General features: G+C 35.7%; 16 protein-coding genes. 15 read left to right on the forward strand and 1 reads right to left on the reverse strand.

Annotation, left to right across the window (positions count from 1 at the left end):
• Positions 1–122 precede the first annotated feature (122 nt).
• The 12 genes from ADIARSV_RS22650 to ADIARSV_RS15175 all read left to right on the forward strand — a co-directional run bounded on the left by ADIARSV_RS22650 (position 123) and on the right by ADIARSV_RS15175 (position 16905).
• Positions 123–1181, forward strand: a complete 1059-nt coding sequence (locus ADIARSV_RS22650; protein WP_235048428.1) for a glycoside hydrolase family 95 protein — start codon at positions 123–125, stop codon at positions 1179–1181.
• A 26-nt stretch (positions 1182–1207) separates the two neighbouring features.
• A complete protein-coding gene (locus ADIARSV_RS22655) occupies positions 1208–2701 on the forward strand; it encodes a glycosyl hydrolase family 95 catalytic domain-containing protein (protein ID WP_394331153.1) in 1494 nt (497 codons plus the stop codon).
• A gap of 49 nt (positions 2702–2750) precedes the next feature.
• On the forward strand, positions 2751–4127 hold the full coding sequence (locus tag ADIARSV_RS15135) for a hypothetical protein (protein ID WP_016196470.1): 1377 nt from the start codon (positions 2751–2753) through the stop codon (positions 4125–4127).
• A gap of 155 nt (positions 4128–4282) precedes the next feature.
• On the forward strand, positions 4283–6157 hold the full coding sequence (locus ADIARSV_RS15140) for an alpha-L-fucosidase (RefSeq protein WP_235048429.1): 1875 nt from the start codon (positions 4283–4285) through the stop codon (positions 6155–6157).
• A gap of 7 nt (positions 6158–6164) precedes the next feature.
• A complete protein-coding gene (locus ADIARSV_RS15145; protein WP_016196472.1) occupies positions 6165–7343 on the forward strand; it encodes a glycoside hydrolase family 88 protein in 1179 nt (392 codons plus the stop codon).
• 270 nt (positions 7344–7613) lie between these two features.
• Complete coding sequence (locus ADIARSV_RS15150) at positions 7614–10766, forward strand: SusC/RagA family TonB-linked outer membrane protein (RefSeq protein ID WP_040300281.1); 3153 nt, start codon at positions 7614–7616, stop codon at positions 10764–10766.
• Between the two features lie 11 nt (positions 10767–10777).
• The gene (locus tag ADIARSV_RS15155) at positions 10778–12328 is read left to right on the forward strand and encodes a RagB/SusD family nutrient uptake outer membrane protein (RefSeq protein ID WP_016196474.1); all 1551 of its coding nucleotides are present in this window, start codon (positions 10778–10780) and stop codon (positions 12326–12328) included.
• 8 nt (positions 12329–12336) lie between these two features.
• Entirely contained in the window at positions 12337–13038 is a 702-nt protein-coding gene (locus ADIARSV_RS15160; protein ID WP_016196475.1) for a hypothetical protein, read from the forward strand.
• 159 nt (positions 13039–13197) lie between these two features.
• On the forward strand, positions 13198–14421 hold the full coding sequence (locus ADIARSV_RS15165) for an alpha-1,2-mannosidase (protein WP_160166676.1): 1224 nt from the start codon (positions 13198–13200) through the stop codon (positions 14419–14421).
• Between the two features lie 174 nt (positions 14422–14595).
• The gene (locus ADIARSV_RS20750; RefSeq protein WP_316929517.1) at positions 14596–15033 is read left to right on the forward strand and encodes an alpha/beta hydrolase; all 438 of its coding nucleotides are present in this window, start codon (positions 14596–14598) and stop codon (positions 15031–15033) included.
• 25 nt (positions 15034–15058) lie between these two features.
• Positions 15059–15256, forward strand: a complete 198-nt coding sequence (locus ADIARSV_RS21925) for a hypothetical protein (protein ID WP_016196478.1) — start codon at positions 15059–15061, stop codon at positions 15254–15256.
• Between the two features lie 89 nt (positions 15257–15345).
• Complete coding sequence (locus ADIARSV_RS15175) at positions 15346–16905, forward strand: hypothetical protein (protein WP_016196479.1); 1560 nt, start codon at positions 15346–15348, stop codon at positions 16903–16905.
• Positions 16906–17077: 172 nt separating this feature from the next.
• Here ADIARSV_RS15175 and ADIARSV_RS15180 read toward each other — a convergent pair whose 3' ends face one another.
• Complete coding sequence (locus ADIARSV_RS15180; RefSeq protein ID WP_016196480.1) at positions 17078–18580, reverse strand: hypothetical protein; 1503 nt, start codon at positions 18578–18580, stop codon at positions 17078–17080.
• A 209-nt stretch (positions 18581–18789) separates the two neighbouring features.
• On the opposite strand from ADIARSV_RS15180, the gene ADIARSV_RS15185 reads away from it, so the two are divergent.
• From ADIARSV_RS15185 to ADIARSV_RS15195, 3 genes are read left to right on the forward strand one after another with little or no spacing between them, the layout of a single operon-like run.
• Entirely contained in the window at positions 18790–20241 is a 1452-nt protein-coding gene (locus ADIARSV_RS15185) for an alpha-L-fucosidase (RefSeq protein WP_052017031.1), read from the forward strand.
• Between the two features lie 27 nt (positions 20242–20268).
• A complete protein-coding gene (locus ADIARSV_RS15190; protein ID WP_016196482.1) occupies positions 20269–21456 on the forward strand; it encodes an SGNH/GDSL hydrolase family protein in 1188 nt (395 codons plus the stop codon).
• Positions 21457–22875, forward strand: coding sequence for a GDSL-type esterase/lipase family protein (locus tag ADIARSV_RS15195; RefSeq protein WP_040300285.1), 1419 nt, complete (start codon positions 21457–21459; stop codon positions 22873–22875).
• Positions 22876–22984 lie beyond the last annotated feature (109 nt).

Genomic DNA, 22984 nt, shown 5'->3' on the forward strand with positions numbered 1-22984 from the left:
TAAAGCAACCTTCAGAAAACTCTTTTTTTCAACCTTGCTCATATTGCTTATTACATTGCTAGTAAAGGTAAATAATAGCCCAGTTAATTTTACTTATTTGGCTAAAATTACTAGCAAAGATAATGTCTATACTTCTAATAATCAAAAATACGAGATTCGAGTTCCGGACTGTCATAGTTTTAATTCTAACGTTTGCCTGTTTGAATAGCTCTAGTCAAACTGCAAACCAACCATTAAAACTTTGGTATAACTCGCCAGCTCAGGCTTGGGAAGAGGCCTTGCCTTTGGGAAATGGAAAAACCGGAGCAATGGTTTTTGGGAAAGTATCAGAAGAATGCATCCAATTAAACGATAACACGTTATGGTCTGGTTCTCCAAATCCCGGAAATAATCCTAACGGACCAACTGTTTTGCCCGAAGTAAGAAAGGCGATTTTTGATGGAGATTATACAAAAGCTACTGAACTATGGAAAAAAATGCAAGGCCCTTATTCTGCCAGGTATTTGCCTTTAGGCGATCTTAATTTGTATTTTAATGCCCAAGATAATTTGGGTAGAAACTACCATCGTGAACTTGATTTAAAAACGGCTATAGTTAAAGTAAGTTATGAGTTAGACGGTGTTAAATATACCCGTGAGGTTTTTACCAGTTATCCGGATAAATTATTGGTGGTAAAAATTACTGCCAACAAAAAAGCGGTCCTTGATTTCGAAATCGGCCTAAGTAGTAAGTTGCGTTATCAAGTAAGCTCAAGCCCAAATCAAGAAGTTAAATTGACAGGTAAAGCACCAAAATATGTAGCCAACAGAGATTACGAGAAAGTTCAAATAGCTTATGATGATGATGGCGGAGAAGGGATGACTTTTGAAATATTAGCCAAGGTTAAAAATGATGGTGGAAAAGTTTTAAACAAGAACGGAAGAATTGTTGTGACAAATGCGAATTCGGTCACCATTTATCTCACTGAATCAACAAGCTTTAATGGTTTTGATAAATCTCCAACATTAGAAGGGAAAAATCCAGCAATCGAAACACAGCTGAACATGCAGAAAGCCTTAGCTAAAAGCTTTGAAGAATTAAAGTCAGCCCATATTAAAGATTATCAAAATCTTTTTAACAGGGTGAGTTTTAATTTAAATAATAGTGAACCAGCAGAGAAAAAACAACCAATGAAAGATTAAAGAATTATACAGAAGCAGATCAGGGTTTGCAAGTTTTATATTATCAATTTGGACGATATTTAATGATTGCTTCTTCTAGGCCGGGCTCAAGACCAACAAATCTACAAGGCTTATGGAATGATCAGGTACAGCCACCTTGGGGCAGTAATTATACCATGAACATCAATACCGAGATGAATTATTGGCCAGCAGAAAATGCTAATTTATCAGAATGCCATCAGCCTTTATTTGCTTTTATTAAAGAGCTTTCTATAAATGGTGCTCAAACCGCAAAGATAAATTATAACATCAACCAAGGTTGGGTGTCGCATCATAATTCAGATTTATGGGCTAAAACTTCTCCCACGGGCGGTTATGATTGGGATCCGAAAGGAATGCCACGTTGGTCTGCATGGCCGATAAGTGCATCCTGGTTAAGTACGCATTTATATGAACATTATATGTTTACGGGCGATAAAGAGTTTCTAGCAAAAACAGCTTATCCGTTAATGAAAGGCGCTGCTGAGTTTATGCTGCATTGGCTAATTAAAGATCCAAATTCAGAGTACTTAATTACCAATCCCTCTACTTCTCCAGAAAACACGGTTAAAATTGACGGAAAAGAATATCAGCTATCCATGGCATCTACAATGGATATGTCCATTTTAAGACAGCTTTTTACAGATATTATTCGTTCCTCAGAGATATTAAACATCGATGAAAGTTTCAGAAAAGAATTAATATCAGCTAGAGCTAAACTTTATCCTTTCCATATTGGGCAATATGGCCAGTTGCAAGAATGGTTCAAAGATTGGGACGATTCAAAAGATGCTCATCGTCATATCTCGCACTTGTTTAGTCTTTTTCCTGGCGATCAAATATCTGTGTTCCATACACCCGAGCTTGCAAAAGCGGCCAAACAATCTTTGATTTTTAGAGGAGATGTAAGTACTGGTTGGTCTATGGCCTGGAAAATTAATTGGTGGGCGAGGCTACAAGATGGTAATCATGCGTACCAAATACTACAAGATGCTTTCCGTTATATGGATCCGAAAGAGGAAAAAGCTGAAATGAGTGGTGGGGGAACCTATCCGAATCTCTTTGATGCTCATCCACCATTTCAAATTGACGGGAATTTTGGTGCAACGGCAGGTATTACCGAGATGTTACTGCAAAGTCAGGATGGAGTTCTTAATTTATTACCTGCCTTGCCAGATGCCTGGGCTAATGGAAGTATTAAAGGAATCAAAGCTCGTGGAAATTTTACAGTAGATATCAGCTGGAAGAATGGTAAATTGGAACAATCTAAAATTCATGCTGTAATAGGAGGAGATTGCCAACTGAGAACAGCAGTCCCGGTAAAAGTGCTGGAAGCAAAAATTTTAACGACACCTAACGCTAACCCTTTATTTGTATCACGTTTTGTTCCATCTTTTGAAGTAGCAAAAACACCAACAGTTGATTGGGCTATTGAAAAAGGATATTTAATTAATTTTAAAACTGAAAAAGGAAAAACGTATACAATTGTTCCAGCGAAATAATTTTTTTCTAATATTTATCCAGTTAAATGAAGATGATTTTTATTTTATCATGAAATATATACTCTATTTTTTACTCTTTTTTACTTGCAGTTTCAGTAGCAATGCCAAAGATATTTACGTTGCAAAATCCGGTAACGATCAACACTCAGGGAGCTTAAATAATCCATTTGCTACGCTTTACCGAGCGCAGCAAGAAGCCAGGAAGTTAAAGAATGATCCAGTAAATATCTACATCAGGAAAGGGGACTATCATTTATTGAAACCCCTGGTTTTTGCAGACACAGATAGTAGAGAAGCTCATGCTGGTTTGAGAATAATGCCTTATAAAAATGAGAATGTCACTATTAAGGGTTCTCAAAAATTGGATTTAAAGTGGAAACTGAAAAATGGGATATACCAAGCCTTTGTGACAGATAAATCTTTAAAGTTTGATGAGCTATACGTAAACGGAAAACTGATGCACATGGCTAGGTATCCAAATTATGAAGAAGGTAAACTTCCGTTTGGAGGAGCGTCAGCAGATGCAATTAGTCAGGAAAGAGTAAAGAAATGGAAAAACCCTAAGAATGCATATCTACATGCAATGCAATCGAGTATGTGGGGAGGATTTTCGTTCCTTATAACCGGGAAAGAGAATGACTCGACATTGAAAATGGAAGGAGGTTGGCAAAATAACAGGTCTGCTATTCATATACAATACCGTTTTGTGGAAAATGTGTTTGAAGAATTAGATACACTGAACGAGTGGTTTTTTAATAGGAAACAACAACGGTTATATTTGAAATCGAATCAAAATCCTTCCCAATTAGTTGTTGAAACACCGCAAATAGAAATGCTCATTGAGTTTAAAGGGAATAAAAGCCCTGTAAAGGACATCACTTTGCAGGGGCTTAAATTTAGCCATACGCTCAGAACTTTTATGAAGAACAAAGAACCTCTTTTACCTAGTGATTGGACAATTTACCGTAAAGGAGCAATTACGCTAGAAAATGCCGAAAATATAAAAAGTGAAAAATGCGAACTCACCGATTTAGGTGGTAATGCTATTGTATTCAGTTATTTTAATAAGAATAATACGTTATCTGGATCTCACATTTACAATGTTGGTAGCATTTCACCCGATTTAAAATTAAAAGCAAAAAAAGCATCCATTCCAAAAATCCTTCCCTTGATATGGAAAACTGATGACACCTATGATTTCGCTGGAGTACGTGTTAAAAACTTATCCACACTTGCAGAAAGATCTGCAACAGGAATGGCAACCGAAACCGGCGTTCTGGTTTTAGATGTTTCCGCAAATAGCTTAATGAGTGGCAATATAAAACCTAATGATGTTATTTTGGATATAGCAAATTTTCCCATCGCCAACATTAAAAATTTGGTGGACGCCAGACTAAATCTACAAGCCAGAAAAACGGCTCTATAAAAAATTTTCAGAGATCAAAAAGAAATGATAATTACTATTAATTTAAAGTGAGTACCCAAAGAGGTCAAACTAATTCATATAAAGTACAAAAACTGATTATTATAAGCTTATGATAATTTTAGCCGGAGAAGGTAAATTAAATGATGAATAATAAAATGAAGAAAATACTTAGTTGTTTAATAGTATGCTTGTTAGCATTTTCATCTTTTGCGCAAGATGCGGGTGATGAAGATGCTTCGATGAGAAATGCCGCCACAATGCGGGATAATAAAATGATTGAAGAAGCAACTAGCGGTTGGTGGAAAAATTCAATGCTCACACATGATAAAAGGATTGAATGGTGGCGTGAGGCAAAATTCGGGATGTTTATTCATTGGGGTGTATATTCTGAAGCTGGCGGCGAATGGAAAGGAAAAGAAGTGGGCGGTTACGCAGAGCATTTGATGAGAAAAGAGCAAATTACAAAAAAAGAATATTTAGAACTGGCATCAAAGTTTAATCCAGTAAATTTTGATGCTGAAAAATGGGTGAAGATAGCAAAAGCCGCTGGGATGCGTTATCTGATAGTTACAGCAAAACACCATGATGGTTTTGCGATGTATCCTTCTGATTATTCAGATTTCGATATTGCTGATAAAACTTCTTTTAAAAGAGACCCAATGGCAGATTTAAAGGCTGCCTGTGAAAAGTATGGGATGAAATTTGGCTTTTATTATTCACACGCTTTTGATTGGGAAAATCCAGATGCACCAGGAAACGATTGGGAGTACAATAACCCAGGTGGAGATAAAAATCTTTTTGGAGGAAGAGACTGGTACGACGTACATCCTGAATTATTGCCAAAGGCACAAAAATATGTCAATAAAAAAGCCATCCCTCAAATTCAGGAGCTCATTAAAAAGTACCATCCAGATATATTATGGTTTGATACACCCCAAAAATTACCATTATCAGAAAACATTAGAATTTTAAAAGCAATCAGAGAAATCGATCCAAATGTTGTCATTAATGGTCGTTTAGTAAGAAGTAATAAAGTAAGTATGGGCGATTATTTAAACACAGCCGATAGACCTGCAGAGTTTTTTCCGGTATCGGGAGATTGGGAAGCAATTCCAACTACAAATGAATCTTATGGATATAGTAAGTTTGACGATAGCCATAAAACGACGAGTCATTTTATCCAACTAGTTGCAAATGCGACATCTAGAGGTGGAAATATTTTAATGAATATTGGTCCAAAGGGAGACGGCGCCTTTGACCAAAAAGATCAGCGTATTTTAGATAGTATGGCTATCTGGACCAAAAAATACGGTCAATCTATTTATCAAACTACAGCATCGCCACTGCCATTGCAAAGCTGGGGTGTTATCACACAAAAAAACAACCTACTTTACCTACATGTTTTTAATTGGCCAAAAACGGGTGAGTTATTAGTGGGAGGGATGAACAGCAAAGTAACAAAGGTTTACAATATGGTTGATAAAAAGAAAATTAAAACTTCTGTATCGCCACAGGGAAACCTAATTTTAGAGTTGCCGAAAAATGCTTCAGATCCTGTTGATGCTGTTTTGGTAATGAAAGCTAAGCAACCCATAAAAACAAATGATTTAAGATACTTGGATGTTGATGCAGCGACAAATAGATTATTAGCTTTTGACGCAAAATTAAACGGAGAAGGCTTTTCTTACGGCGACGGAAAAACAAACAAATATTATGTGACCGGCTGGAAAAATACAAGTCAGTTTTTAAGCTGGGATTTTGTCACCCCCAAAGCAACTAATTTTAAAGTTGTTATTAAATTCATTCAAGAGAAAGAGAACTCTGGAGAATTTAATATCACCGTTGATAACCTTAGCTTTAGAGGGAAGGCAAGTTTTACAGGTAAAGAAGGTTTAATTATCAAAGAGATAGGCTTTGCCGAAATATCTGCTGGAAAGCACCAATTAAAAATTAATGCACTAGAAATTTCAGGCATAGAACTGATGAAAATCTTGGAAATTGATTTAATTCCAATTAATAGTATTCAATAACAAAATAATGAATCTATTAAGAATTTCAGGAGCTTTAATTTTATTTACAAGTGTGATTTCTTGTAGTCCAAAAGTTAATGTCCATAAGGCAGTAAGAAACGCTGAGCATCAAACAGATCTGATGTTAAAAGAAATAACCAATAAAAAGGCTACTAAAAGTATGAACTTGGTATCACCACGTACACTAGAAAACGGAGAACTTAAGTTAGTGCCTTCTAAAGATTGGACAAGTGGATTTTTTCCTGGCGAGCTGTGGTATTTATACGAGATGACAAAAAATGAGAAATGGAAAACAGAAGCCATGACTTATACCGCACAAATTGAGCAAGAAAAAATGAATAGCACTACACATGATATGGGTTTTAAAGTGTATTGTAGTGTAGGAAATGGATATAGATTAACTAAAGATGAGCACTACAAAAATGTAGTGATACAAGCTGCTAAAACATTAAGTACTCGTTTTAATCCAAATGTTGGTGCTATAAGATCGTGGGATCACCATGAAGACGAGTGGGGTTTTCCTGTGATCATAGATAATATGATGAACCTAGAATTACTTTTTGAAGCTACAAAACTTACTGGAGATTCGACCTTTTACCAAATTGCAGTTGCTCATGCCAATACCACTATGAAAAACCATTTCAGAGCAGATTATAGTACTTGGCATGTAATCAGTTATAATCCCGAAACCGGAAAAGTTGAACATAAAAATACCCATCAAGGATATAGCGATGCTTCTGCATGGGCTCGCGGACAAGCTTGGGCGATTTATGGATATACTATGTGCTACAGATATACCAGAAATGATAAATATTTGAAACAAGCAGAACATGTGGCCACTTTTATATTTAACAACAAGAATATGCCTAAAGACTTGGTGCCATACTGGGATTTTGATGCTCCCGGAATTCCAAACGAGCCTCGGGATATTTCTGCTGCAGCCGTTATTGCCTCTGCATTATTTGAACTAGCAGGTTACAGTGCGAATAAGACCGATTATTTAGCTAAAGCCAATAGAATTTTATCAAGCATCCAAAATATGTATAGTTCTCCGAAATCAGGTAATAAAGGTTTTATTTTAGACCACAGCACTGGTTCTAAACCATCAGATAGTGAGGTGGATGTTCCTCTTTCTTACGCGGATTATTATTATTTGGAAGCATTAGTTAGAAAGCAAGGAAAATGATGTCATAAATAACCTGAGTTTGACGATTATTATCAGACAAATTAATTTTAAGTGTTTTAATACCCTTAACACAAAAAAAAGCGAGGTTCATCTAATTTTATGGCCAATTTAGGTTTATAAACCTACGCCAATATAACTCAATCATTAGCTAATATAGCTCATGTTTGATGAGTGTCGGTTATATATATTTGAATGTGAATCTCTACTATAACTAATTAAGGGATTCAATACAAAATCAATCAATTAATTATAAAACCATAACTTATTTAAATGAGTACTAACGTCATTGGAAATCTATCATCTAACTCCGTTTGGGTTAGAGTGAGATTGTTATTTAGCATCATCTTTTTATTAAGTATGCTATTTAGTTTTAAATTATATGCTCAAACACCTACAAAAATAACTGGTGTAATTAAGGATGCAATAGGCGTTACTTTGCCAGGTGTGACCGTAAAAGTAAAAGGTGCTCAAAACACCACACAATCAGATTTAAATGGCGCATTTACTATAAGTGTGCAAGATAAATCAGCTACACTTGTGTTTACTTATGTTGGTTTTGCTACTAACGAAGTAAAAGTTGGAGATAAATCAACCCTGAATATTGTTTTACAGGAAAGTGTTAATGATTTAAATGAGGTGGTTGTTACAGGGTACGGGCAAACCGCACAAAGAAAAAATTTAACAGGTTCACAATCTTCTGTAACTGAAAAAGATATTGAGGAAAGGCAACCGGTAACTCTTTTTGATGCCTTACAAGGTCAAGCATCTGGAGTTTCAGTTGTAAATGATAATGGAGACCCGTTTGGTCAAGGTACTATCCAAATTCGCGGTGCTTCATCAGTTAATGCTACTGGCGTAGGGCCACTATATGTAATTGATGGAATTATCAGCGAGGATGCAAACTTTGTAAGCCCCCAGGATATTGCATCTATTGAGATTTTAAAAGATGTGGCATCAGCATCTATTTATGGTGCTAGGGGAGCAAATGGCGTAATTTTAATTACTACTAAAAGAGGTAAAGAAGGCAAGCCAACTTTGGGTTTGCAGTACACTTATACTTTAGGAGAACTTTCACATAAAATTCGTACTACCTCTGCAGATGATCTAAGATATTATAGAAGGGTTAGAGGAGGCGATACTGGCTTTGGTGGGAATGTGGATTCGGTAAATCCGTATTTAAACGCAGACAATGATTTTCAGGATTTATTATTTAGAACATCAAAAAAACAAATTGTTAATTTAAGCCTAAGTGGTGGGCAAAAAGGGATGACTTATTACGCAGGTTTAAACTATTTGGATAACCAAGCTTTAATTATAAATAGCTATGCTAAACGTATTCAATCGAAAATTAACGTTACGTTTGAGCTTTCTCCAAAATTAACCATCAGTAATAACTTAGGGTTTGCTTATCAAACCGGGAATGTTATAAATATTGGAAATTCTGCTAAACAAGTTTTTGAAAGAAATCCCTGGACTAGTTTGTATGCACCGGATGGGTCCCTCTCAACGTATTCCGAATCAAAACGGAATCCTGTAGCTTATGCATTGCTCGACAAAAATGTTGATAATGATTATTTAACTCAGTTTAATACGCAACTTAAATATAAAATATATAAGGATTTAACATTTACTACACAATTAAATGCACAAGTGAGTAATGATAACAACCGAGAGGTTACTCCCGGTTATTTAAATAGCTCAAGTACAAATATTTCCATTGGAACAGGATCAACAGAAAGAAAAGTTTATTGGGAAACGCAAGGTTTTTTCAATTATAATAAAACCATTAATGAAGACCATGTAATTTCTGGAGTATTGGGTCTTACTGCTGATAGAAGAAGAAAAGATACTTATGAGTTTAGGGCAACTGATTTATTGAGTGATGAAATTTTCACTTCTAACATTGGTACCTTAGATCCTTTAAAAACAGGAACTTCTGCTACGGCAAATTCTAATGCATCTATTTTTAGCCGACTTTCTTATAGTTACAAAGGCAAATATATTGTACAAGGATCTGTTAGAAGAGATGGTTCTTCAAGATTTGGTGAAAACAATAAATACGGTAATTTCTTTTCTGGATCCGCATTGTGGCGTTTCTCAGAAGAAAAATTCATGAATTTTGCCAATGGTGTTCTTGATGATGGAAAGCTAAGATTTAGTATAGGTTCTGCAGGAAATGATGCCATAGGAGATTACCTATCATATACCGTTATGAATTTTGGAGGTAACTATTATAATGGATACTTAGGAGCAGCAGAAAATTCTACGCTAGGAAACTCTTTGATCAAATGGGAGACTTCTACCTCCAGCAATTTTGGTTTAGATTTAACTTTCTTAAAAGGACGTTTGTCTTTTACTGCTGAATATTATGATAAGACCACTAAAAATCTTTTGTACTCTGCTGAGTTATCTAAAGAAACTGGTAAATCTCAGGTGGCAATTAACTTAGGAACAATCCAAAATAAAGGTCTTGAGTTTACCGTATTAGGATCTCCGGTTGCCAACAAAGACTTTGGTTGGAACATAAATGCTAACATTACGTTTCCACAAGGAAAAATTAAAAAGCTTGCAGACGGCACCTCTTTTATTACTGGCAGTAAATGGTTAGTACAAGAAGGAGGAAAAATTGGCGATTTCTACCTGTTGATCAATAAAGGAGTTTATCAATATGATGTTTCTAATGCTTATACGCCAGATAATCAGAAGTTAATGCCTGTGGATGTGGTAGTTAGTGACGATAAGAAAACTGTGGTTAGCGTTGGGGGATATACCCTAAACGGACAACCTTACACAGGTACTATAACTAAAAAATATTATAATGGTGTATTGTTGCAAGGAGGAGATACTGAGTGGCAGGATACAGATAATAATGGCAGTATTGATGATGAGGATAAGGTAATTGCAGGGAATGGTTTACCAAAATATTATTTTGGTTTCGGCAATACTTTCCGCTATAAAAAAATCTCAATAGACTTTTTATTTAATGCTCAGTTTGGTAATGATATATATAATACTGTTGCTAACAGTCAAAATTCCCTAGGGTCAACTTACACTCCACCAATATGGGACGCAGCTACAACTTCATGGTCAAGACAAGGGGATATTACTAAATTTCCTAATGCAGTAATGAAAGATACAAGAGGAAGTATCAGAGCCGGGTATAATAGCATGTATTTAGAGGATGGTTCATTCATCAGACTAGCAAGTGCAAGGTTTACTTATGCTTTAGATTCCAAGGTCATTAAAAAAGTAGGAATAAAAGGTGCTAATGTTTATGTATATGGCCAAAACTTAGTAACATGGACAAATTACAGTTGGTACGATCCGGAATTTAGTACTAGTAATCAGTTACAACCAGGTAACGATACTGGTAGGTATCCAAAAGTAAGAGAGTTTGGTTTGGGTCTTAACATTACATTATAATTAAAATAATCATGAAAAAAATAGCATATATCATTACCTCATTATTTCTAGTTACCAGTGTAACTAGTTGTAAAAAGTTTTTAACTGAAGAACCATTAAGTCAGGTTGCAACTCAAAATTATTTTAAATCGCTAAAAGATGTAAATGCTGCGATGGCAGGTATTTATGGTTCCTTTCAAACTGAGATGACGGGTCAAGGCGGAACATCTAATTTCACTGGAAAGTACAACTATTGGGGCGAGGCTAGGTCAGATAATTTTGATTCGCACCCAAATTATAATAATAGTACAGTACGTGAATTGGTAACAAACTCACTGACTTCTACAAATTCTACTTCAGATTGGACTGGACTTTATAGAACTATTGGGAGAGCAAATACTGCCATAAAATATATTCCACAAGCAGCTAGTTTAGATAATACCTTAACAACAGATCTAAGAGATAACAATTTAGCACAATGTTATGCTATGCGGGCAATCTGTTATTTTCAGATTATACGCTTATGGGGCGATGCACCAATTTGGACAGAACCTTATGAAGATTTTACTCAGGACGATGAAAGAGAAAGAATTTCAGCAGATAAAATAATATCGGATATTATTATTCCTGATTTGGAAAAGGCTTATGCTTTAACTAAAAAAAGTCAAACCCCCAATGTATGGCTAATAGGCGAGGGAGCAATTGCAGCAGCTATGGCAGATGTTTATATGTGGAGAGCAGGTACACAGTCTCAACAAGCTGATTATGATCAAGCTATTGTTTGGTTTAAAAATGTCTTTAAAGCAAAAGCACCTTCGGGTAAAGTTTACGGAGGAACAGTAATTAGTGATTTAGAAACAGCCGGAGATTGGAAAAATAAATTATTCTTAGATCCAAAACTTTCAAAAGAAGCCATTTGGAGTATTTACTGGGATCCTACGAATAATGGTTGTGCCTGTATTCCGGTTTCCATAGGTGGATCAAATAATAACATCAGAATTGATTCTGTATTGAGTGCAACATGGAGAAAAGATAAAACAGATTTAAGAGTAACTCAAACCATTGATACAATAGAAGCTGTGGGACGATATGATAAGCTGTTGAAATATTATAATGTTCCTGCTGCTGGTTTTCTAGGCAATACTCAAGCTGCTACAACATTTCCTGTTTATTTAGTAATGTATAGGCTGGGAGATGTTTATCTGTCATACGCAGAAGCATTAAATAAAACTGGTGCAAAAGCAGACGCTCTTAAATATTTAAACTTTACTAGACAAAGATCTGGTTTGGTAGCTTATACAATTGCAAGCCCAGCTTATGCAAACATGGATATCATGGAGGATGCTATTTTAGAAGAAAGGCGCTACGAGCTTTTTGGAGAAGGAAAAAGATGGTTTGATTTGGTTCGTACCAAACATGTGAATAAAATTATGGATCCGGTAATCAACAGAAGATTGACTAAAATTCAAGGTTTGTCTTATACTGATGGTTTTGGAACTGAAGTAGGTAAATATTTGTTTCCGATAAATAGAAATGTTTTAGAGGATAATAAAAAATTAATTCAAAATCCATTTTATCTATAATTATTGATATGAAAAGAATATATAATAATATTGCAAAACTAGTAGCTATTATCATAGCTACTAGTACTTTCTACGGTTGCTCTCTAGTAGGTTTAGATGTACAAAAAGATTATGATAGGGTAACTCATACTTTAGATCCAAATTTAAATATTAACGTATGGGACTATTTAAAGCAACGGTCTCAGGGGACTTTGGCAGAAGATCAAATATTTACAAATATGATGGATGCCATTGCTTATGCAGAGATAGACTCTAACGAATATAAAAAGCCAGGAAGGACATTTATTCTGATACATAATATTGCTGCAACAGATTTCTTTAAAAATGTAAAGGTCAACAATGTTGTAGGTACATCTTTTCGTAGTTACCCTAAAGAGTTTGTGAAAAACTATTTAAGTTACTTGATTTTAGATGATGGTGTATATGATCATTATACTCTTCCACCTTATACAACTATTCACGCCACTACATTGGCGCCTGCGGGTTATTTTAATGCCTTACCTACAGGTGTTACGATGCTTAACTTTGTCGCAAATACTAATCCGCAGTCTTTGATGTATATTAAAGTACTGGATGCTTCAGCTGGTAATACCTCAGATTTCCCTATTCAATTGAATGATGCACTTAATGCAAGAACAAGTAGTCTTTTGGCAACAAACGGATCTATCCATGTAATAGGAGCAAGGTTGATACCTTCTTTACCATTGTAGAGCTCGCCATTGCCAAATGAAAATCGGTTATGAAGTTTTAAAAAAGAGGATGGTTTAATTATCGTCCCCTTTTTAATGAATTTGAATTTTGTTAATTAAAGATTACCTCCTAAATACATCGTGTTCATCTATCATAAAAATTTAGGTCAAGTGAAAAACATGTTAGTCAGAATAATTTTTTTACAATTTATTTTATTGTGTAATGTGGCTGTTGCACAAACCTTAGTAGTAGAGAAAACTGATGGTCCTGTTACCAAAAATGAGATTTCGGCATTTAAAAGCTTTATCAAAGGCTATAACCCTAATGATTGGCAAATAGGCGGAAATATATGGGTGTTTGGTGCGCCCGGAAAAGCGATAGAGGCTTGTGGCTTGATGTATGAAGCTACCCAAGACCCAGAAATACTAGATCGGATGATTTTTTATTGTGATCGAGCTTTAGCAAGTCGCAATGATTTAGCACCGGCTAATATTGGAGGGCAATTGAAAACTTGGACAGGTAATATAAATCCAGTTTGGCCATCTAATCGTACAGTACCAGCAGGAGCAGGAATAGAGCAAGGGTCGGTTTTAGCTCATTTAGCTTTTTGCTCAAAATTAATTCTGCAAAATCCGTCTATTTGGAATAAAGAAGTTGGGATCGGAGATGCTCACCATTTTGGAGCTACTTATAAAGAAAGGGCATTGAAATATATTCAAGAGGCAGATTATGTGATGGATAAATGGATTATTCCAAATTTTGTTCGCATAGCTGATCGAAATCGTTTGTACTTTCCGGGTGCTCCAAATACTTACAAACCCAATGAACCCGCACCGTGGAATCAATTATTTATGGTCACAAATGGTCTCATCAGGCTAACGGAATGCCATTTTCTTTTGAAAGACCAAACGGATAGAGTTAAAAGATACGACGAAATTGTTCAGCCTAATTTAGATTGGTTTTTATCATCTCTAAAAAAAGACACCTCCGTATTAAATACTCCAGTTTACCAGTTTGATTACGCAATGGGTTCGAGATCTGAAGATGCCAATCATTTTGCTTATGATGTTGAAGGACTTTGGATTGCTTACAACACTGGTAGATATGGAATTAAATTTAACGACTTAATACCATTTGCCAATACTTACGTAGATGTGATTTTAGCCAATAAGCAAGCTAACGGAAAATTTATCGGAATGCTGAATGGCAAGAGCACAACAGGCAATATGGGTGGCGATAATTATGTGCGTGATGAATATTTTTACCTTGCTGATTTTAGACCAGATAAATTTGAGTTAATGGTTGATATTAACCAAAAAGCGAATAATGTGGCTAGTTTTTTACCTGCAACAGCTCGTATTTTATGGCAAAAAAACAGAAGATACAAAGCTTCTTTAAAGTAAGATAAAGCAGTTCAGAAATCATCGCTCATTAAAACCATTCTTTATAAAAAAATAGATAGTTTAGATTTAAAACTTCACTGCTATTATCCCACAGGATACGACAATGGCAAAATATATCCAGCCATATTACTTTTTTTTGGTGGCGGTTGGACCAGTGGCAGCATTGATTAGTTAATACCTCAGGCTAAATACTTTGCTAAAAGAGGTATGATTGCCATACTTGCAGATTACAGGGTGTTTTCGAGAAATAAAACCAGTCCTTTCGAAGCCGTAAAGGATGCAAGGTCTGCCATGAGATACATTCGTATCCATAGCGAAGAATTGCAAATTGACACCTCAGAAATTGTCGCTTCTGGAGCTTCTGCAGGAGGGCATTTAGCTGCTGCATGCGATCTGATTGCTATAGATGAGGCACGCGAAGATAAAAGTGTTAGTACTAAACCTGCTGCATTGGTTTTGTTTAATCCGGTAGTGGATAATGGTCCAGGAGGATATGGTTACGAACGAATTGGAGATAAGTACCACGTGTTTTCACCATTTTATAATATCAAAGTTGGCGCTGCACCAACCATCGTGTTTTTTGGAAAAAAAAGACAAATTTGTACCCGTTAAAACCGCTAGGTTATATCAAAAAAAAATGAAAGCTGTAGGTAGCGAATGCCATTTATATCTCTACAAAGGGCAGGAGCATGGCTTTTTTAATTATTGTGAAAATCAAGACCCCAAATATTTTATCGAAACCATGTTCAAAGCGGATGTTTTCTTAAGAAAGCAAGGTATTATAAAAGGTAAACCAACTATCAAAGATTTAAGTTTTTTGTCGAAAAAAAACTAATTCCCAAGATTAAGAATAGAAAGAGCAGGAGATGTGTTAGAAAGAAGATAATAAGGGAAAAATAACCCAATTTTAAACTTAAATTCATTATGCAAAAAAAACAGTTGATTGTTGTTGGGCTAGTATTGGCTCAGTTTGCGTTCTATGGTTGTAAAAAAGCAACTGAAGTAACATCTCCAGAACTATTACCCGGTCAAAAAAATCAAACAAGTATTTCTTCTGGTTCCTTGGTTGTTGAAAGCTTAACAGGACCGATTACATCAACCGAAATTTCAGCTTTTAAAACTTATATGGCTGACGTAAGTACGCCTAGCAATAACGATCAAAATACCTGGGTATTTGGCAATCCTGGTAAAGCAATTGAGGCATGTGGTTTAATGTACGAGGCTACTTTTGATATTAACATTTTAAATCGAATGATTTTTTATTGCGATGAGGCATTATCTGGACGAAATGATTTAGCAAGTGTGGGAGACGGCGGACAAAGAACACTTTGGACGGGGAATATAGAGCCTGTTTGGCCCTCTTCGGGAACTGGAGTGAGCCCAGCGCAAGCAGGTGTAGAGCAAGGACAGGTATTGGCACATTTAGCATACTGTGCGAAATTGATTTTGCAAAACCCTGCTATTTGGACTACTACTGTATCCATAGGCGATCCCTATAGTTATGGGACTAATTATAAAGCCAGGGCTTTAAAGTATATTTCAGAGTCAGATTATGTGATAGATAATTGGATTATTCCAAATTTTGTTCGCGTATCAGATAAAAAACTTTACTTTCCGGGTTCTCCAAATACTTATAAACCGAATGGAGCAGCACCGTGGAACCAAATGTTTATGGTAACTAATGGATTGATTCGTTTGGTACAATGCCATGTAATTCTGAGCGATGCCGCGACTAGAGTTACCAACTATGATAGTATTGTACAGTCAAACATCGATTGGTTTAAGGCAAACTTAACATCCAATACCTCGGTAACGGGTTCGGCATGTTGGAACTGGAATTATGAACTTACAGGGGGCACAGAAGATACTAACCATGCAGCTTATGATGCCGAGGGAATGTGGATTGCATACAATAGTGGCAGATATAGCATGAGTCTTAATGATATTAAATATATGGCAAATACGTATTTCGATTTGGTTTTAAAGACAATAACCGGAGGAATTTATGCAGGGAGAGTAGATGGAACCACTGGGACTGGCAATGCAAGTGGAGACGGTTATGTACGTGGCGAATATTATTATTTAGGGGATGTTAGAAAAGATAAATACTTTATAGCGGCCAATATTAACATAAGTAAAGGTTTAGTTGCAAACTCACCCGCAGTTGCCTCTAGGATATTGTGGTTAAAAAACAGAAGATACCAAGCTGGTGACGGTGATGTGAAACTATATCAAAATTGTAGCTATACAGGTTGGAATGCAAATTTTGAGATAGGTAATTTTAACATGGCAGCATTGGTAGCAGCAGGTGGATTGAATGACGCTAATTCAGCTTTACGTGTGCCACCTGGTTTAAAAGTTACTTTATATAAAGATAATAACTACTTAGGTTCAAATGTGGCTTTTACTGCAGATGATAGTTGTTTAAGCGATAATGCAATTGATGATGTTACTTCTTCCTTAAAAGTAGAGCTAATTCCCTAAACACGATTTCTTGTTTATCTTTGATTCTCTGTTTTACCTAATAACTTGAGAATTATTTTGCTGCCTTTTGCGAGTGGATACATTTTTTCTTAGGGTGTTGATTTTCAAGGGGTGTGAGTCAATCTTACAATAGTTCCAAGAATGTTCGATAAGGGAGTAGTATTGATGTAAATCACTTTCTATCTTTTAACTGCGCCAAATACAAAGAAGTAGGAATTAAGCCTTTTCGGTTTAATCCTTCCCATTCTCCGTTAAGTCTGTCGCTAAATCTTCCTTTTAATTGTTTCCCTTGCAAACCAATTACATAATTATTGCCCGATACCCAAGGTTGTTGCACAGTAGCACCACTAACTTTGCTATTCCAAACTACTTGTGTAACACCAGACCAACCATGTCCACTGCCCCAATTACCACGATCTTGAATGTTGATTTCTCCATCAGTATCAATATTGTCATATAAAGTACCACTGCTCCAACGGTGATGTGAGCCAATATCGGCATGTGTGTTACGAGCTTTACAGTTGTAAAACACATTAGGTCCACAGGTTTTCGCTCCGGTTACAAAATCATGTCTGCCCTCGGTGGTTTCCAAATTCATCAATAAATTTTGTTGCCCATCATTGTTAAAAGAATATCTTCTGCCACCTGTAATAATTGATTTAGCGTCAAAACATTTCGAATCAGTTACGGTGATGTTTTTAGCGCCACCATCTAAGCTTACGCATGCATAACCAAAATATTTAGAAGTTACTTCTTTTACCCATCCATTTTCTAAATGGTCCATTTCTATGGCAATCCAGCCATGGTTTTCATCAATAGCGCTAACATATTCAGATTTGAATAAAAGGCTTTCTATCCCTATATTGCTAATACGCCCTTCATAAGTGTATTTATAAATTTCGCCACCACCATATTTTTGATCTAATTGCATTACGATCGGGTTATCTATAGTGATTTTATTCCCATCTATGGCTGTAATTTCTCGCTCATAACTCAAATTATAATCTTTGGCCTTCCATTGGTTGGTTCCAGCTCTTTCAAAAATTTGATCCATTTTTAAATCGTGTATCCATGCTTGGGTAGCAGGGCGGTATAAGATAATACGGTCGCTAGTCTTTAAAGCGCTGACATTTTGTACCTCAAAAGATTTTGAACCAATAGGGACAAAACTGTTATTAATAGTTGTTCGTGTTCCCTGTATTTCTTTTATTTTACCCTTTCCAAAGACTTTAATTAAAGATCTTTGATTATCTCCAGTTGCAATCAATATCGTTCCGTCTTCATTATCACCTTCTCCTTTTATTACAATCCCATCGGTATTGATATTTAAAGCTCCTTGTATTTTATAAATCCCTTTTTTTAGAAAAAGAGTTCCTCTAAATCCCTCAGAATTTAAAGGCAATTTAGCAACCTCGTTTATCGCATTTTGGAGCATTGCGCTATTATCTCCTTCTATAGGAGCAATCACTTTTACTATTTTAACATTAGGTATAGGCTTATATCCATGATAATAACCTACAGCACTAAAGTCAGGGATGGAATTTCCTTTTTCATCGGGATTATAGGCAATATGCCCTGATTGATTAATGTGCAAAAACTTAGAACTCCAGTTATCGGGTTTAAAGGCAAAAATGAAGGATATAATGCTGATTAAAGCAATAATTTTAAATTTCATAGACTAAAAAATTGGTACCTTTTTTCAGAAAAAGACATTTGCAATTAAGTTAATAATGCTTTAAAATAATGTTGATATATTGGCTTTTTCGTAACTCAAATTAGCTAATAGCAACTGTGCCAAAAAAGCTTAACATAATGCCATTTTTTTTAAATACTATTTCATAATTTAGTTGTTTCTTGCAAACCAAATAGCGACCTTTTTCATTTATGACCAAACACACTCGTTTTCTATATAAAAGTTTCATTATTACGTCATTTGCGGTTCTTTTGATTGTGCGTCCGGTAATTGCTCAGGATTCACTTTCAAAGGATAAACGCATGGAGTGGTGGCGTGAAGCTCGCTTCGGAATGTTTGTGCATTTTGGCACTTATGCACAATGGGGTGGCGTTTACCATGGGCATGAGCAGGCACATGGTGGAGCAGAGTGGATTATGAACAGAGCTAAAATTCCTATTCAAGAATACATTGATACCGCTAAAAACTTTAATCCAGTAAATTATAATCCTGATGCATGGGCTAAAATGGCCAAGGATGCGGGTATGAAATACCTAGTAGTCACTACCAAACATCATGATGGTTTTGCGTTATTTAATACCAAAGCGAGTAATTGGAACGCCGTAACGGTTTCTACTTATGGGAGAGATTTAATTGCTCCTTTAGCAGTCGCTTGTAAAAAATACGGGATAAAATTGGGTTTCTATTATTCGCAATCGCAAGACTGGGTAAACCCCGGCGGTGCAGTTGCCCGTAAACCTATGAAAGAGGGTTGGGCAAATCCAGATTCTACTCAAATTGATGCCTATACTGCTCAACATAAAGGTCATTGGGATGCTTTACAGCAAACTAAAACATTCGACGAGTATATCAATGATGTCGCTGTTCCGCAGGTAAAAGAATTATTAACTAATTATGGTGAAATTGCTGTGTTTTGGTGGGATACTCCAATGGATATTTCTAATGCAGAAGCTCAGAAGTTTAAGGAAGTATTAAAGCTACAACCGCAAATCATTACCAATGATCGGTTAAAGCGACCTAACTTTTCTGGTGACACCAAAACACCCGAACAAAAAATACCCGACAGAAGCGAGCTTGATGGCGAAGATTGGGAAAGTTGTATGACCATGAATACGAGTTGGGGGTATAAAAGTTGGGACGATGACTGGAAGAGCAGTCAGGATTTAATAAGAAACCTGATCAATTCTTCTTCAAAAGGAGGCAATTACTTATTGAATATAGGGCCTAAACCGGACGGTTCTTTTCCGCAAGAAAGTATAGATAGGCTCCAAAAAATTGGCGCTTGGATGAAAGTGAATAGCGAAGCTATTTATGGTAGCAAAGCTAACCCATTAAAAGAAATGCCTTGGGGACGCATTACCAGAAAAGAAAATAAAAAAGGAACGGTGCTTTACCTTTCAGTTTTTGATTGGCCAGCCAATGGACAATTACTGCTTTCAGGCTTAAACTTAAAAGTGAAGTCGGCGAAATTCTTGGCAACTGAAACTAAACTTGAATTTAAAAAAGAGGATAGTAATTTAAATATTAATGTTCCAACAGAAATGCCAAATAAAGTAGCAACTGTTATTAAAGTACAATTGAAGGGTGAAATTAAATCTGTGGTATACAAAAATGGTAAAATGCATACCGGCGAAATAGATTAATATTTTAACTATGATTATCATCTTGTTATGAAGAAAAATATTTTTTTATTGCTCACTTTCTTATTAATTTATACCAGCATTTTTGCTCAAAAGAAAAGTAGCGATTATGTCACTTATTATGGTAAATTACAAAATACAACTTATCAGATTTTAAAGCAAAAAGAAATTACCATAGCTTATTTAGGCGGTTCTATTACCAATATGGATGGATGGCGGGCTTTGGTTTCTCAAAAATTAGCTCAAAAATATCCAGAAACAAAATTCAAATTTATAAATGCTGGGATCTCTTCTTTAGGCAGTTTACCCCATGCTTTTAGATTACAAAAGGATTTGCTGGATAGTGCTAAAGTAGATTTGCTTTTTGTAGAGTCGGCAGTAAATGATGCTGTTAATGGCACAAATGAAAAAACACAGAGGAGAGCATTGGAAGGCGTTATTAGACATGCATTAAAAGCTAATCCATATACTGATATTGTAATGATGGCTTTTGTAGATCAGGATAAAATAGCTGATTATAAAGCAGGAAAAATACCAAGAGAGGTGAAAGTGCATGAAGATATTGCTAAATACTACCATTTGCCATTTGTTAATTTGGCTAAAGAAATTACTGAAAGAATAGATGCTGGTGAATTTACTTGGGAAAAAGACTTTAAAAATCTTCATCCATCACCTTTTGGTCAACGCTATTACACCAATACAATTAGTTCCATCTTTAACGAAAGTTTTGAGCAAGATGTACAACAGCAACTTTTCGCTCATCAATTTCCCCCTTCGCTTGATGTCGGGAATTATAACGATGGAATTTATTGGCCAATAAGTAAAGTTAGAAAGAATACAGGCTTTAAAATCATTCAAAAATGGGAACCTCAAGATAGCGCTTCCACTAGACAAGGCTTTGTAGATATTCCAATTTTAGAAGGGAAAGGAAACGGAGCTAATTTTGAATTAAAATTTAAAGGAAATACTTTAGGCATTACCGTCTTGTCTGGTCCTGATGCGGGTGTGCTAGCTTATGAAATAGACGGAAAGCATTATGATCCTATAGATATTAATACCCAGTACAGTAAAAAATTACACTTGCCTCGTTACCTACTTTTAGCTGATGACTTAGGTAAAGGAAAACACTTACTCAAATTAATCGTAAATCAATCCAAAGAAAGAACCACAGGAAACGTTATCAGAATTCCTTGGTTTTTGGTGAATAATCCTAAATAAATGAAATATATAAAAGCTTCTCTGTTTTTTTTGATGCTCATCGGAGTGAATCATCTATATGCGAAAGAAAAAATTAAAATAGCTTGTATAGGCAACAGCATCACTTACGGTGCTTTTCTGCCAGACAGGGCAACACAAAGCTACCCAGCTAGACTACAACAAATGCTCGGCGATACTTACGAAGTGACTAATTTTGGAGTGAGCGGGACTACCTTATTGAAAAATGGGAATAAACCATATTGGGCAACTACTACATATCAGTCAGCATTAAAAAGTGAGCCTAATATTGTTTTTATTGCATTAGGGACTAATGATTCTAAGCTTATAAACAGAAAGCACCTGAGTGAATTTAGTGATGATTATAAGGATTTAATTAAGAGTTTTCAAAATCTAGCGTCAAAGCCAAAGGTTATTTTGCTTACGCCCATTACTGTTTTTAGAATAGATACTAGCGGAATATGGGACAAGCCAATTGCGGATATTATGATTCCCGCAATACAAAACAGGGCTTTTCAACAGGACTTAGAAATCATCGATTTACATAGCCTTTTTAAAGATAAAGAAGCCTTAATGCCAGATAAAGTACATCCCAATGCAGAAGGTGCAAATTTCATTGCAAAGAGATTATATGAACTGCTTCATGCGAAATTCTATGCTTTCGATATTTCTAACGGAATCAAAGAACAAAAAAAAGAAAAATCATTTTACGGGTTCAAGAATTATGAATTTACTTTTAAAGGTAGGCAAGCCCAAATCGTAGAACCAAAAAATGCGATAAAAGGAAAACCATGGGTTTGGCGAGCCAGATTTTTCGGGAATGAACCTCAGGCTGATATTGCTTTGTTAGAGCGAGGCTACCACTTGGTATATTGTGATGTTGCTGAGCTTTACGGGAATAAAGAAGCCATCCAGTTATGGGATGATTTTTACGTTTACTTGCAAAAATTGGGTTTATCTAAAAAAGCAGTATTGGAAGGTTATAGCAGAGGAGGAATTTACATTTACGCATGGGCCTCACTTAATCCTAAAAAAGTTTCTTGTATTTATGCTGATAATGCCGTAATGGATGTAAAAAGCTGGCCAGGAGCTTTCGGTAAAAGTAAGGGAAGTAAAAAAGATTGGGAAATTTATAAAGCAGATTTTGGTTACAAAACTGATGAGCAAGCCAAGACGGCCAAAGATAGTCCGATGGATAAAGTAAAAGATATTGTAAAAGGGAAATACCCCATGTTACATATTATTGCAGATGAGGACGAAGCTGCTCCCATTGACGAGAATACCATTCCATTTGCTAAACTAATTAAAGCTGCTGGCGGCAATATAACCATCATTCATAAGCCAGGAGCAAAACATCACCCACATAGTTTGGCCAATCCACAACCCATTGTTGATTTTGTTTTAAGAGCGACAACAAAATAAATAGTTTATGATATTGAAATTAATATACGAAACCATTGTAAATGCAACAGCAGTCTGTTTTAGCTAAAATGCCAATATCATATAATTATTAGTATAAAAACTCACATAA

It is taken from the genome of Arcticibacter svalbardensis MN12-7 (genome assembly GCF_000403135.1).
In the GTDB taxonomy this organism is placed as follows: domain Bacteria; phylum Bacteroidota; class Bacteroidia; order Sphingobacteriales; family Sphingobacteriaceae; genus Arcticibacter; species Arcticibacter svalbardensis.

Coding starts and splice junctions, on each gene's coding strand:
- ADIARSV_RS22650 (WP_235048428.1), top strand. CDS start 123: ATGTCTATACTTCTAATAATCAAAAATACGAGATTCGAGTTCCGGACT.
- ADIARSV_RS15135 (WP_016196470.1), top strand. CDS start 2,751: ATGAAATATATACTCTATTTTTTACTCTTTTTTACTTGCAGTTTCAGT.
- ADIARSV_RS15140 (WP_235048429.1), top strand. CDS start 4,283: ATGAAGAAAATACTTAGTTGTTTAATAGTATGCTTGTTAGCATTTTCA.
- ADIARSV_RS15145 (WP_016196472.1), top strand. CDS start 6,165: ATGAATCTATTAAGAATTTCAGGAGCTTTAATTTTATTTACAAGTGTG.
- ADIARSV_RS15150 (WP_040300281.1), top strand. CDS start 7,614: ATGAGTACTAACGTCATTGGAAATCTATCATCTAACTCCGTTTGGGTT.
- ADIARSV_RS15155 (WP_016196474.1), top strand. CDS start 10,778: ATGAAAAAAATAGCATATATCATTACCTCATTATTTCTAGTTACCAGT.
- ADIARSV_RS15160 (WP_016196475.1), top strand. CDS start 12,337: ATGAAAAGAATATATAATAATATTGCAAAACTAGTAGCTATTATCATA.
- ADIARSV_RS15165 (WP_160166676.1), top strand. CDS start 13,198: ATGTTAGTCAGAATAATTTTTTTACAATTTATTTTATTGTGTAATGTG.
- ADIARSV_RS21925 (WP_016196478.1), top strand. CDS start 15,059: ATGAAAGCTGTAGGTAGCGAATGCCATTTATATCTCTACAAAGGGCAG.
- ADIARSV_RS15175 (WP_016196479.1), top strand. CDS start 15,346: ATGCAAAAAAAACAGTTGATTGTTGTTGGGCTAGTATTGGCTCAGTTT.
- ADIARSV_RS15180 (WP_016196480.1), bottom strand. CDS start 18,580: ATGAAATTTAAAATTATTGCTTTAATCAGCATTATATCCTTCATTTTT.
- ADIARSV_RS15185 (WP_052017031.1), top strand. CDS start 18,790: ATGACCAAACACACTCGTTTTCTATATAAAAGTTTCATTATTACGTCA.
- ADIARSV_RS15190 (WP_016196482.1), top strand. CDS start 20,269: ATGAAGAAAAATATTTTTTTATTGCTCACTTTCTTATTAATTTATACC.
- ADIARSV_RS15195 (WP_040300285.1), top strand. CDS start 21,457: ATGAAATATATAAAAGCTTCTCTGTTTTTTTTGATGCTCATCGGAGTG.